The sequence below is a fragment of the Falsiroseomonas stagni DSM 19981 genome (assembly GCF_900114315.1).
GTDB classification, from domain to species: Bacteria; Pseudomonadota; Alphaproteobacteria; order Acetobacterales; family Acetobacteraceae; genus Falsiroseomonas; species Falsiroseomonas stagni.
In genome coordinates, this window is record NZ_FOSQ01000012.1 from 88427 (window position 1) to 100880 (window position 12454).

Annotated in this window: 11 protein-coding genes; 5 read left to right on the top strand and 6 right to left on the bottom strand. The window is 70.5% G+C overall.

Annotated features, from left to right (window positions below; genetic code table 11):
* Positions 1–38 precede the first annotated feature (38 nt).
* Entirely contained in the window at positions 39–716 is a 678-nt protein-coding gene (locus BM041_RS23440; protein WP_092962429.1) for an SDR family NAD(P)-dependent oxidoreductase, read from the bottom strand.
* Positions 717–721: 5 nt separating this feature from the next.
* Positions 722–1498, bottom strand: a complete 777-nt coding sequence (locus BM041_RS23445; protein WP_092962342.1) for an enoyl-CoA hydratase/isomerase family protein — start codon at positions 1496–1498, stop codon at positions 722–724.
* Positions 1499–1617: 119 nt separating this feature from the next.
* Here BM041_RS23445 and BM041_RS23450 point away from each other — a divergent pair, with 119 nt between their 5' ends.
* On the top strand, positions 1618–3090 hold the full coding sequence (locus BM041_RS23450) for a class I adenylate-forming enzyme family protein (RefSeq protein ID WP_092962343.1): 1473 nt from the start codon (positions 1618–1620) through the stop codon (positions 3088–3090).
* Here BM041_RS23450 and BM041_RS23455 read toward each other — a convergent pair.
* Genes BM041_RS23455 through BM041_RS23465 form a run of 3 tightly spaced genes read right to left on the bottom strand, consistent with a single transcriptional unit; the run spans position 3087 to position 6158 of the window.
* Positions 3087–4109, bottom strand: coding sequence for a membrane dipeptidase (locus tag BM041_RS23455; RefSeq protein ID WP_245762238.1), 1023 nt, complete (start codon positions 4107–4109; stop codon positions 3087–3089). The genes BM041_RS23450 and BM041_RS23455 overlap by 4 nt on opposite strands.
* Complete coding sequence (locus BM041_RS23460) at positions 4109–4711, bottom strand: 2-hydroxychromene-2-carboxylate isomerase (RefSeq protein ID WP_092962344.1); 603 nt, start codon at positions 4709–4711, stop codon at positions 4109–4111. The genes BM041_RS23455 and BM041_RS23460 overlap by 1 nt, the downstream gene beginning before the upstream one ends.
* Complete coding sequence (locus BM041_RS23465) at positions 4698–6158, bottom strand: NAD(P)-binding domain-containing protein (RefSeq protein ID WP_092962431.1); 1461 nt, start codon at positions 6156–6158, stop codon at positions 4698–4700. Before BM041_RS23465 ends, BM041_RS23460 begins: the two co-directional genes overlap by 14 nt.
* A gap of 186 nt (positions 6159–6344) precedes the next feature.
* Here BM041_RS23465 and BM041_RS23470 point away from each other — a divergent pair, with 186 nt between their 5' ends.
* Genes BM041_RS23470 through BM041_RS23485 form a run of 4 tightly spaced genes read left to right on the top strand, consistent with a single transcriptional unit; the run spans position 6345 to position 11534 of the window.
* Positions 6345–7415, top strand: coding sequence for an ATP-NAD kinase family protein (locus BM041_RS23470; protein ID WP_217648823.1), 1071 nt, complete (start codon positions 6345–6347; stop codon positions 7413–7415).
* A 29-nt stretch (positions 7416–7444) separates the two neighbouring features.
* Positions 7445–8839: an aminomethyl-transferring glycine dehydrogenase subunit GcvPA gene (gene gcvPA, locus BM041_RS23475; RefSeq protein ID WP_217648824.1), complete on the top strand. Its 1395-nt coding sequence runs from the start codon at positions 7445–7447 to the stop codon at positions 8837–8839.
* On the top strand, positions 8836–10386 hold the full coding sequence (gene gcvPB, locus BM041_RS23480) for an aminomethyl-transferring glycine dehydrogenase subunit GcvPB (RefSeq protein WP_092962345.1): 1551 nt from the start codon (positions 8836–8838) through the stop codon (positions 10384–10386). Before gcvPA ends, gcvPB begins: the two co-directional genes overlap by 4 nt.
* Complete coding sequence (locus tag BM041_RS23485; RefSeq protein WP_175534117.1) at positions 10383–11534, top strand: NAD(P)/FAD-dependent oxidoreductase; 1152 nt, start codon at positions 10383–10385, stop codon at positions 11532–11534. Before gcvPB ends, BM041_RS23485 begins: the two co-directional genes overlap by 4 nt.
* Here BM041_RS23485 and BM041_RS23490 read toward each other — a convergent pair.
* Positions 11512–12336, bottom strand: a complete 825-nt coding sequence (locus BM041_RS23490; protein ID WP_217648825.1) for an IclR family transcriptional regulator domain-containing protein — start codon at positions 12334–12336, stop codon at positions 11512–11514. The two genes, BM041_RS23485 and BM041_RS23490, sit on opposite strands and share 23 nt — an antisense overlap.
* Positions 12337–12454: the final 118 nt, after the last annotated feature.

The following is a 12454-nucleotide window of genomic DNA, read 5'->3' on the forward strand; positions in this document are numbered from 1 at the left end:
GTACTCCCGGCGGCTTCGGGCCGTCAAGCGGAAGCCTGCTACAGGGAGGCGCCGCCGCAGATCATGATCTGCTGGCCGGTGATGGCCGCGGCCTCCGGCCCCAGCAGGAAGGCGGCCAGCGCGGCCACTTCCTCGGGCCGGATGAAGCGGCCGATCGGCGGCGCCTTGGGCTGCATGGAGGCCCGGGCGGGATCGCGCAGCATCGGCGTATCCGTGACCCCGGGCGCCACGACATTCACCGTGATGCCGCGCGGCGCCAGTTCCGCGGCGAAGGAACGCGCGAGGCCGACCAGCGCGGCCTTGGTCGCGGCGTAGTAGGCGCGGCCCGGCGCGCCGCCGGAGGTGCGGCTGCCGATGAAGACGACGCGGCCACCCGCTTCCATCCGCGGGATCAGCGCATCGGCAAGCCGCGCGGCGACATCGACATGCAGGCGCCAGAGCTGGTCCCCGGTCTGCGGCTGCATGGCGCCCAGCGCCTCCGCCCGCATCAGGCCGGCGGCGTGGACAAGGGCCTGCGGCGCCAGCCCATCCAGCACTGGCAGCAGCGCATCGGGGTCCAGCAGGTCGACCGCGCGATGCGTGTAGCCCGCGCCCGCCCAGTCCGGCGCCTTGCGGCTGAGGCCGGTGACCTGCCAGCCATCGGCGAGGAGGCGCTGCGCGATGGCGGCGCCGATGCCGGAGGAGGCGCCGGTGACGACGGCGTGACGAGGGGACATGGCGATCACCGCGCCTTGTTCAGGAATTCGCCCATCACGCGCTGCGGCTCCCCGGCATCGAAGGCCTGGCGATGGAGCAGGCGCGCCGCCTCCATCGTCTCGTCGAAACCGGCCTGGGTGGCGGCGCAGAAGCGCTGCTTGTTGAGCTTGAAGGCGAGCGGCGGCTTGGCGGCGAGTTCCGCGGCGATGGAAAGCGCCTTCGGCAGCACCTCCTCCGGCGCCACCAGGTGATGCAGGATGCCGAGGCGGTGGCATTCCTCCGCGCTCGCCAGCCGGCCGGTCAGCACCATCTCGATGGCGCGGGACAGGCCCAGCATCTCCCGCATGATCCAGAAGCCGGTGGCGCTGACCATGCCGGAATTGATCTCCGGCTGGCCCATGCGCGACCCCGCATGGCCGATGCGGATGTCGCCGAGCAGCGCGGTCTGGAAGGCGGAGCCGGCGGCGAGGCCGTTCAGCGCCATGATCATCGGCTTCTCGAAGCGCCGCAGCGCGCCATAGAGGCGGCGCCATTCCTCGATCCATTCCTCCGCGCGGGCGCCATCGAAGGTCCGGCCCTCATTCAGGTCCTGCCCCGCGCAGAAGGCGCGCGTGCCGCTGCCCGTCAGCACGACGGCGCGGATGGCCGGGTCCGTGTTCGCGCCGTTGATGAGGGCGACGAGCCGCGCGCGCATCGGCGCGTTCCAGGCATTCAGCCGATCCGGCCGGTTGAGGGTGATGAGGAGGATGCCGTCGCGATTCTCCGCAAGGACCTGGCCCACGGCCTCGGCGTCGATGGTCATGCTGCGTCTCCCCGCGTCGCGCCGGATGCTTCCACCCGCGCGCATGCAGCGTCAAGCGCGGGGGGCGTCGATTGACGCGGCGCCGGACGCGCGGGAGCATCGCGGCGGGAGGGCCGCGCATGCAGCAGGGCGTGCCGCCGCCGGGCGGGTTTCTCGAGTTTTTCCGTGCCATCGCGGCGACGGAACCGGCGCGGGTCTTCGCGATCGTCGATGGGGCGACGCTGGATTTCGGCACGCTGGATGCGCGGAGCGATGCGATGGCGCAGGCGCTGCGGGGCCTCGGCGCGGCGCGCGGCGACCGCGTGGCGGTGATGCTGCCGAATGGCGCGGGGGCGCTGGCGCTGGTCTTCGCGCTGGCCAAGGCCGGGCTGGTCTGGGTGCCGCTGAACACCGCGCTGGTCGGCGATTCCCTCCGCTACATCCTGGGCCACGCGAAGCCGTGCATCCTGGTGGCGGAGGAGGCTCTGCCGGGCGCGGTGCCGCTGGCGGCGCTGGAGGGCGGGGCGGCGGCGCGGTTCGAGGAAACGCTGCCCGACCCCGCCGATGACTTCGCCATCGGCTACACCAGCGGCACCACCGGCCCGCCCAAGGGCGTGCGCGTGTCCCACCGCATGTTGCGCCTGGCGGGAGAGGGCGTGCTGCTGGTGGCGGATGCACGCGATGGCGACGTGATGTTCATGTGGGAACCGCTGTACCATATCGGCGGCGCGCAGATGGTGGTGGTGCCGCTGCTGAAACGCGCCGTACTGCACCTGGTGCCGCGCTTCTCCGCCAGCCGCTTCTGGGATGAGGTCATCGCCGCGGGGGCCACGCATCTCCACTACCTCGGCGGCATCCTGCAGATCCTGCTGAAGCAGCAGCCGAGTGCGAAGGAACGCGCCCATGGCGTGCGCGTCGCCTGGGGCGGGGGCGCGCCCGCCGAGATCTGGGATGCGGTGCGGGACCGCTTCGGCGTCGAGCTCCGTGAATGCTACGGGATGACGGAGGCCAGCAGCTTCAGCACCGCCAACCGCAACGGCACCCATGGCGCCGTTGGCACGGCCATGCCGTGGTTCGAGGTGACGCTGCGCGGCCCCGATGGCGGGCCGGTGCCACAGGGCGAGCGCGGCGAGATCATCGTCAGCGCGCGCGATCCGCTGGCGCTGACGCAGGGCTACCTCGACAACCCGGAGGCGACGGCGAAAGCGCTGCGAGGCGGTGCGCTGCACACCGGCGATTCCGGGTCCTTCGATACTGAAGAAAATCTGTTCTTCCATGGCCGCATGTCCGACAGCGCGCGGGTGCGCGGCGAGAATGTCGGCGCCTGGGAGGTGGAGAGCGTCGCGGCGCAGCATCCCGATATCGCGGATTGCGCCATGATCGGCGTGGCGGCCGAGGTCGGGGAGCAGGAGATCAAGCTGTTCGTCCAGCCCAAGCCTGGCGTGTCGCTGGACGCGGCGGCGGTTTCCGCCTGGCTGGATACGCGCCTCGCCCGCCACCAGCGGCCGCGCTACATCGCCGTGGTGGAGGGTTTCGAGCGCACGCCGAGCCAGCGCATCATGAAGCACCGGCTGTCGCGCGGCACCGACGATGCGTGGGACCGGATGGCCTAGCCGCCCCAGACGCGCCCGAGCAGCCGCAGCCAATTGCCGCCGAGCAGCTTGAGGATGAGGTCGTCACCCCAGCCGCGCCGGACCATGGCGGCGGTGATGTGCGGCATCTCATGGATGCGCTGGATACCGCGGGGCTTGTTGATCTTCGCGGTCGCGAATTCCGTCAGGTTGCGGGCCATTCCCTTGTCCCGGCTGGCGTAGTTCTGGTACGGGCCGGGCCGCGGATGGTCCAGGCTGAAATCGGCGCCGAGGCCGACGTGATCCTCGCCGACCAGCGCGATCACATGCGCCATCGCGTCGATATAGTCCTCCACCGTCGCGTCATTGCCGGCGCGCAGCCCCGGCGCGAAGAGGCTGATGCCGATGATGCCGCCGGCTTCCGCGCAGGCTTTCAGCAGCGCATCCATCTTGTTGCGCGGCACGTCATGCAGGGCGCGCGGCAGGACATGGCTGATGGCGCAGGGCTGCCTGGACCAGGCGATCGCGTCGAAGCTCGTCCTCTCCCCGACATGCGAGAGGTCGCAGAGCACGCCGACGCGGTTCATCTCATGCACCACCTCGCGCCCGAAGCCCGTCAGGCCGGAATCGGTCAACTCCAGGTAGCCGGCGCCCGAATAGTTCTGCGTATTGTAGGTCAGCTGCATGATGCCGACGCCGAGATCCTTGAAGATCCCGATATCCTGCAGCCGGTCCTCGATGGGGGAGGTGTTCTGCCAGCCGATGCTGATCCCCGTCCGCCCTTCCCGCTTGGCGGCATGGATATCGGCAACCGTCCTGACGGGCCGCAGAAGGTCCGCATTCTCCGCCAGCATCCGCCGCCAGTCGCTGATGTTGTCGAGGCCGCCGCGCAGATCCTCCCACAGCACGGAAGCGGCGTTCACGGCGGTGACGCCGCCGGCCTTCATCTCCTCGAAGATGGTGCGGGACCAGTTGCAGGTGGACAGGCCATCGAAGACGACCGCGCGCGCATGCAGCGCGGCGGCGCGTTCCATGATGGCGGGGTCCTCATGCGCCAGCATCACGCGGCCTTCGCCAAAGCGCGATCGACGAAATCCAGACGATCCTGGCCCCAGAACAGCTCGTCATTCACGACATAGGTGGGCGTGCCGAAGATGCCGCGCTGCTCGGCTTCCGCCAGGTTGCCGTGCCAGGTCTCGATGTGGCGCGGCAAGGCGGGATCACGGACGAGCGCGGCGCCTTCCTCCCCCACCGTGGCGCGGGCCAGGTCGCGCAACGTCCCGACATCCGCGATGTCGCGATCCTCGGCCCAGAGCGCGCGCTGCACGGCGAAGCTGAAGGCGGCCGCGTCGAGCGCGGCTTCCTGCACCGCGATCACGGCCTGGGCCGCGGTCTCGATCGTCCGGCAGGGGTAGAAGCGCGGCGTCAGGTTCAGCGGCATGCCGAGATGCCCGCGCCAGCGCGCCAGTTCCAGCCCGTGGTAGTCCTGCCGCGGCTGGGCGCGGGTGCGCAGCGGGATGCCGCCATTGGCCTCGATCACGCGGATGGGCCGCAGCACGATCCGCGCGCCATGCTTGCGCGCGATGGACCAGAGTTGCGGCGTGCCGAGATAGGCCCAGGGGGAGGAGATGCCGTAGAAGACCAGGATCTCAGGCTGCGGCATCGCTGTCACTCTCCAGGGGTCCGGTCCAGGGCGTCCATTCGTCGCCCTGCAATTCGGCGGTATCGTAGCGGTCGAACTGGTCGCGGATCAGGGCGCGATCCTCGACGAAGAGGCTGCGGGCCATCGCCTCCGCCAGGCGGCGCGCGCCTTCGCTGACCGAGGGGATGCCGCTGGTCAGCTTGCCGTGCGACAGCACCGCGGGGAAGGTGAAGCAGGCGATGCGCGACAGGCCGGGACAGGCACCGGGATGGCGTTCCTGGAACTCGAATCCCGGGCCGAGGTCGGGGTGCTGCGCCAGCGCCTCGTCGCGTTCCTCCGGCGGGGGCGTGTAGCTGTCCGCCCAGCGGCGGATATGCGGCGCGATGGCCTGCAATTCCGGCCGCGTCTCCGGCGCGATGGCGAAGCCGGTGGCGAGGATGAGGAAATCCAGCCGCAGCACGCCGCGTGGCGTCTCCACCCGCAGCGCGCCGCGATCCTCCCGCGCCGACAGGATCGGGCAGCCGAAGAGGAAGCGCGCATTGGGGAAGGCGGAGACGCGCAGCACGGATTGGCGCGGCGCGGGCAGTTGCGCGTCATTGGCCAGGCGGAAGAAGCGCCATTTGTCCGCCATGGGCAGGCCCATGAAGCCATGCGCCATGCCCTTGCTGCCGATGCCCGTGAACTTGTCGATGCGCGGCATCTCGGCACGGCGGATCAGCATGTCCACGGACGCCGCGCCGGCTTCCAGCGCCACCGCGGCGTTGTCCATGGCGGAAGCGCCGGCACCGACCACGCCGACGCACTTGCCGGCGAGGGAGGCGATCTCGATCGCCTCCGCCGAGTGGGCCCAGAAGCGGCGCGGCAGGTCGCGCAGCACCGCGGGCACGGCGGGGCCGCCGAGGCCGTCGATCCCGGTGGCCAGCACCACGCGGCGCGCATGGATCACGCCCGTATTGGTCGCGATGCGGACAGGGCCATCGGGCAGCGGCTCAATCGCCGTGACCTCGATCCCGTTGCGGACGGGCAGCGCCAGCACGCGGCGATACCAGACCATGTAGTCCATCCACATCGGGCGCGGGATGCGGAACATCGCGGCCCAGGCGGCCTCCCCCCACTGCGCCTCGAACCAGGCGCGGAAGGTGAGCGAGGGGATGCCGAGCGCGGGGCCCGCGACCTCCTTCGCCGTGCGCAGCGTGCGCATGCGCGCCGTCGTCACCCAGGGGCCCTCGGTGCCGGCCTCCGCGCGGTCCAGAACCGCCAGGCGCGTGATGCCCAGGAAGCGCAGCGCCGCGGCGGCGCAGAGGCCGGAGAGGCCGCCCCCGATCACGGCGACGTCGAGCAACTCCCCGCCCTCGAAGCGCGTCTCCGGCACCCAGGCCCTGGGCGGCAGGTTGAGCAGCGCCAATTCGCGCGCAAGGCGCGCTTCCAGCGCGGGCAGGCCTTCGGGCGTGGCGGCGGATTGCTGCATCGCGGCGAAGCCTAGGACCGCGGGGCGCGGGGCCACAACCCTGTGGCGGTCCGGCACCGGATGTCGGATGCTTCATCTTCGGGATTGCGCCGTCGCCGGAAGCCCCGCAGATTGTGCGTCAGGCGCATTGTTGTTCGCAATACGAACAGGCGTCGGGGGGGCTTGGTGCGGCGGCTGGGCGTCATCGTGAATCCCATCGCGGGCATGGGCGGGCGCGTCGGGCTGAAGGGCACCGACGGGCCGGCCGTGCTGGCCCGCGCGCGGGCGCTGGGGGCGGAGCCGGTCTCGGGCCTGCGCGCGGCACGGGCGCTGGCCGAGTTGCAGGGGGTGGCGGTGCTGGCGGCGCCGGGCGCGATGGGCGCGGAAGCCTGCGCGGCGGCCGGGCTGGCCTGCGAGACGCTGGACGGCGTGACGATGGATGCCGCCGGCACGCGGGACGCGGCGCGGGCCATGGCGGCGGCCGGTGTGGCGTTGATCCTCTTCGCCGGCGGCGACGGCACGGCGCGGGACGTCACGGGCGTGGTCGGCACGGCGGTTCCGGTGCTCGGCATCCCGACGGGCGTAAAGATGCAATCCGCCGTCTTCGCGACCAGCCCCGCCGCCGCCGGGCGGCTCGCCGCGCGCGTCATGGCAGGCGAAGCGCGGTTCCGGGAGGCAGAGGTCATGGACCTCGATGAGGAGGCGCTGCGCCAGGGCCGCGTCAGCCCCCGCCTGCATGGCGTGGCGCTGGTGCCGGAGGAACGCGTGCTGATGCAGGCGGGGAAGGCCGGCGCGGTGGTGACGGATGAGGCCGCGCTGGAAGCGCTGGCCCGGCGCATCGCCGGCGAGATGGGGCGCGGGCGCCTCTACATCCTGGGCTGCGGCACGACCATGCGCCGCGTGAAGCGCGCCATCGGCTTCGACGGCACGCTGATGGGCGTGGATGTCGCGCTGGATGGAAGGCTGCTGGCGGCCGATGTGAGCGAGGCGCAGCTGCTGCGGCTGACGGAGACGACGCCGGCGACCGTGATCCTCGGCGTCTCCGGCGGCCAGGGCTTCCTGCTCGGCCGCGGCAACCAGCAGGTCAGTGCCGCGGTGCTGCGGCAGGTCGGGCGGGCGAACCTGGTGGTGGTGGCGGGGGCGATGAAGCTCGCCGCCCTCGATCCCGCCTGCCTGCATGTGGATACCGGCGATGCGGCGATGGATGCGGAACTCACGGGCTACATCGCGGTGCGCACCGCGCCGGACCGCAGCGCCATGATCCGGATCGCCGCCTGAAGGAGATGAGGGACGTGACAGGAGAGAGCATGACGGCGCATCCCTGGATGGCCAATTCGGTGCCCGCGATCAAGGAGGCGATGCTGCGGGAAACCGGCGCACCCTCCATCGAGGCGCTGTTCGAGCAGATCCCCGAGGCGCATCGCACGCAGCACGCCTTCAACCTGCCGCCGGCGCTGCGGTCGGAGGTCGAGCTGCGGCGGCACATGCTGCAGCTGCTGGCGAAGAACAGATCCTGTGAGGAGAACCTCTCCTTCCTCGGCGCCGGCATCTGGCAGCATCACGTCCCGGCCATCGTGGATGAGGTGGCGGGGCGGAGCGAGTTCCTGACCTCGGTCTGGGGCACCGCCATGTCGGACCACGGCCGCAACCAGGCCTGGTTCGAATTCTGCTCCCAGCTCGGCGAGCTGGTGGCCTGCGATTTCGTCGGCCTGCCCGTCTATTCCTGGGGCTGCGCCGCGGGCAACGCCATCCGCCTGGCGTCGCGGCTGAACGGGCGGCGGCGCGTGCTGGTACCCGCCTGGATGGACCCGGAGCGCCTGGCGGTGATCCGCCAGTATTGCGAGCCGGAAGGCATGGCGTCCCACATCGCGGTGGTGACGGTGGCGCAGGATGCCACGACGGGGCTGCTGGACCTGGCCGACCTCCGCGCGAAGATCAGCGAGGGTGTCACGGCGGTCTATTTCGAGAATCCCTCCTTCCTCGGCCTGATCGAGACGCAGGGCGAGGCCATCGCGCATCTGGCGCACCAGGCGGGGGCGCAGGTGATCGTCGGCGTCGATCCGATCAGCCTCGGCGTGCTGGCGCCGCCACCGGACTACGGCGCGGACATCGTCGTCGGCACGACGCAGACGCTGGGCGCGCATATGAGCGCGGGCGGCGGTGCGGGCGGCTTCATCGCATCGCGCGACGAGGAGCGCTATGCTCGCGAATACCCAACGCTGAACATCTCCATCACCACGACGCGCAATCCCAGCGAGCACGGCTTCGCGCTGAGCCTGGCGCATCAGTCGAGCTACGGGATGCGGGAACAGGGCAAGGACTGGACCGGCAATTCCGTCTACCTCACCGCCATCGCCAATGCCGTCTACATGTCCCTGATGGGCCCGGAGGGTTTCCGGGAGTTGGGCGAGTTGGTGCTGGCACGGTCCCATGCGGCGGCGAGGCGGATCGCGGCGGTGCCGGGCGTTGCGGTGCGCTGGACGGGCGGGTTCTTCCGGGAGTTCGTCGTGGATTTCTCGGGCACCGGCCAGACGGTCGCGGCGGTGAACAAGGCGCTGCTGGCGCGCGGCATCTTCGGCGGCAAGGACCTGTCCGCCGACATCCCGGCGCTGGGGCAGAGCGCGCTCTATGCCGTGACGGAGATCCACTCGCCGGAGGACATCGAAAGACTGGCACTGGCACTCGAGGAAATCGTGCGATGAGCGGGACGCCGAAGCTGATCCACCAGGCCCGGTGGAACGAGCCCGTCGTGATGGAGATGGGTGTGAAGGGGCGGCGGGGCATCGTCTTCCCCAGGCCGGAGACCGATGCAGCCGCGCTGGTGCCGGCGGGGATGCGCAGACGCCAGGCCCCTGCCCTGCCGGAGATGACGGAACACGACGTGCTGCGCCACTACCTGCATCTCTCGCAGCAGGTGCTCGGCATGATGGGCGTGAGCCTCTTCGGCACCTGCACCATGAAATACAACCCGCGGGTCAGCGAAGCGCTCGGCCTGCGGCCGCAGATGGCGGAGATCCACCCGCTGCAGGATGACAGCACCATCCAGGGCCTGCTGGAGATCGTGCACCGCTTCGACCTGATCCTGCGGGAGCTTTCCGGCATGGACCAGTTCGTCTTCCAGGCCGCCGGCGGGGCGGATGCCGCCTATACCCATACCTGCGTGACGCGCGGCTATTTCGCGGCGAAGGGGGAGCTGGAGCAGCGGAACGAGATCATCACCTCCATCCAGGCGCATCCCTGCAACCCCGCCACCGCCGCGACCGCGGGGTTCAAGGTGGTGACGCTGATGCTGGAGGAGAATGGCTATCCGAGCATCGAGGCGCTGAAGGCCGCGCTGTCCAACCGCACCGCGGCGCTGATGATCAACAACCCCGACGATATGGGCGTCTACAACCCGCAGATCGTCGAATGGACGAAGCTCGTGAAGCAGGCGGGCGGCCTTGCCTTCTACGACCACGCCAACTTCAACGGCGTGATGGGCCGCATCCGCGCCCGCGAACTCGGCTTCGATGCCTGCATGTTCATGCTGCACAAGACCTTCGGCGGGCCGAAGGGCGGCGGCGGGCCGGCGGTGGGTGCCTATGGCTGCTCCGCCGAACTGGCTCCCTTCCTGCCCAAGCCGATCGTGGTGAAGGATGAGGCGACGGGCCTGTACCGCATGGACCATGACCGGCCGGATTCCGTCGGCAAGGTGCGGGAGTTCCTGGGCAATCTGCACATCGTCATGCGCGCCTATGTCTGGGCGCGGGCGATGGGGGGCGACGGCATCAAGGAAGCCGCCGATCTTGCCGTGCTGGCCAACAACTACATGGAGAAGAAGCTCCTCGCGATCCCCGGCGTCGCGCGGTCCAATCCGGAAGCGAAGACCTGGCGGATGGAGATGACGCGCTACGGGCTGGGGCCGCTGAAGGAGGAAACCGGCCTCGGCGTTGTCGAAGTCGGCAACCGCATGACCGACTACGGGATCGACGCGCCCTGGCTGTCGCATGAGCCCTGGGTTGTGCCGGAACCCTTCACGCCGGAAGCGGGCGAGCTGTGGTCGAAGGAGGATATCGACCTCTGGTGCGACGTGCTGGCCAAGGTGTGCGACGAAGCGCGCAGCGATCCGGAGATGGTGCGCACCGCACCCCACAACGCGCCGATCGGCCGCGTGGATGGCGAGGCGCCGGAAGACCCCGCGCGCTGGGCCACCACCTGGCGCGCCTGGCAGCGCAAGCGGGCGGCCCTGGCCCAGCAGGCGGCGGAGTGATCCAGCAGGCCGATGTCGCCATCATCGGTGGCGGCATCGTCGGCCTCTGCCTGGCCCGCAACCTCGCCATCGCGGGGCGCGACGTGCTGCTGCTGGATGACGGGCGCCATGGCGGCACCAACGCCAATGCCGGCAGCCTGCATGTGCAGATGCAGAGCCGCTTCCTGCGGATGTATCCGGAGCTGGTGCCGAACCTGGAAGCGTCGCTGCCGCTGTATCCGGCGGCGGCGCGGCGCTGGTCCTCGCTGGCCGAGGAACTCGGCGCGGATGTGGAGCTGCGGCAATCCGGCGGGCTGATGGTCTGCGAGGATGCCACCAGCTACGAATTTCTCGCGCGGAAATGCGCGCGGGAGGAGGAACTGGGCCTGCGGGTGGAGATGCTGGATCGCGCGGCGGTCCGCCGCATCGCGCCCTATCTCGGCGATGCGGTCGTTGGCGCGGAGCTCTGCCATGACGAGGGCAAGCTGAACCCGCTGCTGGCCAATCGGGCGCTGTGGGATGACCTCCGCCAGCGTGGTGTCCCGCATCGGCTGAAGGTCTGGGTGGAACGGATCCAGCGCGACGGCGCCGCTATGGCACTGACGCTGTCGGATGGCAGCGCCCTGCGCGCCGGGACGGTGGTGCTGGCCGCAGGCGCGGGAACGGGCAGGCTGGCGGCGCAGCTTGGCGCGCATGTCCCGACCGTCGCCGAGCCCCTGCACATGAACATCACCGAAGCCGCCGCGCCGCTAGTGAAGCACCTGGTGCAGCATGCGGAGCGCATGATCACGCTGAAGCAGCTGGCGAGCGGCCAGGTGGTGATCGGCGGCGGATGGCCCGCGCGATTCGCGGGGCCGGATCAGGCGCCCACCGTGCGGATGGAGTCGCTGGTGGGCAACCTCACCCTCGCGCAGCATATCGTGCCCAGCGTGCGCGACCTGCGGCTGCTGCGCACATGGGCCGGCGTGAACACGACGACGGATGGGCAATGCGTGCTGGGGCCGCTGGCCGCAGCGCCGCGCGTGCATGTCGCGGTGCCGGGCGATGCCGGCTACACGCTCGGCCCGCTGGTGGCCGACATGGCAGCCGCCATCCTGCTCGGGCGCGATCCGGGCTTTGACGTCGCGCGCTTCACGCCCGACCGCTTCAGTCCCGCAGCGAGCGGTTGATGCGGTCCGCGGCCTCCAGCAATTCAGGCAGGAAGCGGCTGTGAAGCACCTCGGCCGTGACGCGCGACGACGGGCCGCAGACATTCAGCGCCGCCAGCACCGCACCGCCTGGGGCGCGCAGGGGCACGGAGACGGATCGGAGCCCGACCTCCAGCTCCTCATCGACAATGGAGAATCCGTTGCGGCGCACATCCTCGATGATTGCGCGCAGCTTCGACTTCGAGGTCACGGTATTCGGCGTATGCGCCACGGGCTTCATCGCTGCCAGCGCCTGGCCGAGCGCCTGGTCGCCAAGCCCCGCGAGCAGCACGCGACCCACCGAGGTCGCATAGGCCGGCAGGCGGCGACCGACCGCGATGCCGACCGCGACGACACGACCGGGCGAGGGCGCATGCGCGACATACAGCGCATCCTCCCCATCCAGCACGGCGGCGAAGGCGGCCTCCCCCAGCCGCATGGACAGATCCGCCATGATGGGCCGCGCGATGTCCCAGAGGCCCAGCGACGCCACGGCGGAATGGCCGAGTTCGAGGAGCTTGGCCGTGGGACGGAAACGCCCCCCCTCCTGCTCCATGTAGCCGGCATGGGTGAAGGTCAGCAGGAAGCGACGCGCGGTGGCGCGGCTGAGGCCCGTGCGCTCCGCCACCTGGGACAGCGTCTGTCGCGGGCTCTGCCGGTCGAAGCTGCGCAGCACGTCGAGCGCACGCAACACGGATTGCACGATCTCCCGATCCTCCCGCGGGGGCGCTTCGGGCGCGTGCAGGTCGCGCGGCATCGCATCATCCATCGTGGTCGTGCCCATCAGGTCAGGCTGTTCGCAGGGCGAACTTAGGTCGCGTGAATCCGCGCGGTCAACGGCCGAAATTCGTGGAAAGCCCCTTGCGGCTTCGTCATGTCGTGTTTCACACTGCGGGCACGCG

What these genes read in the sequence shown, in the direction of transcription:
- BM041_RS23440 (WP_092962429.1), bottom strand. Translation starts at nt 716, where the DNA reads ATGTCCCCTCGTCACGCCGTCGTCACCGGCGCCTCCTCCGGCATCGGC.
- BM041_RS23445 (WP_092962342.1), bottom strand. Translation starts at nt 1,498, where the DNA reads ATGACCATCGACGCCGAGGCCGTGGGCCAGGTCCTTGCGGAGAATCGC.
- BM041_RS23450 (WP_092962343.1), top strand. Translation starts at nt 1,618, where the DNA reads ATGCAGCAGGGCGTGCCGCCGCCGGGCGGGTTTCTCGAGTTTTTCCGT.
- BM041_RS23455 (WP_245762238.1), bottom strand. Translation starts at nt 4,109, where the DNA reads ATGCTGGCGCATGAGGACCCCGCCATCATGGAACGCGCCGCCGCGCTG.
- BM041_RS23460 (WP_092962344.1), bottom strand. Translation starts at nt 4,711, where the DNA reads ATGCCGCAGCCTGAGATCCTGGTCTTCTACGGCATCTCCTCCCCCTGG.
- BM041_RS23465 (WP_092962431.1), bottom strand. Translation starts at nt 6,158, where the DNA reads ATGCAGCAATCCGCCGCCACGCCCGAAGGCCTGCCCGCGCTGGAAGCG.
- gcvPA (WP_217648824.1), top strand. Translation starts at nt 7,445, where the DNA reads ATGACGGCGCATCCCTGGATGGCCAATTCGGTGCCCGCGATCAAGGAG.
- gcvPB (WP_092962345.1), top strand. Translation starts at nt 8,836, where the DNA reads ATGAGCGGGACGCCGAAGCTGATCCACCAGGCCCGGTGGAACGAGCCC.
- BM041_RS23490 (WP_217648825.1), bottom strand. Translation starts at nt 12,336, where the DNA reads ATGGGCACGACCACGATGGATGATGCGATGCCGCGCGACCTGCACGCG.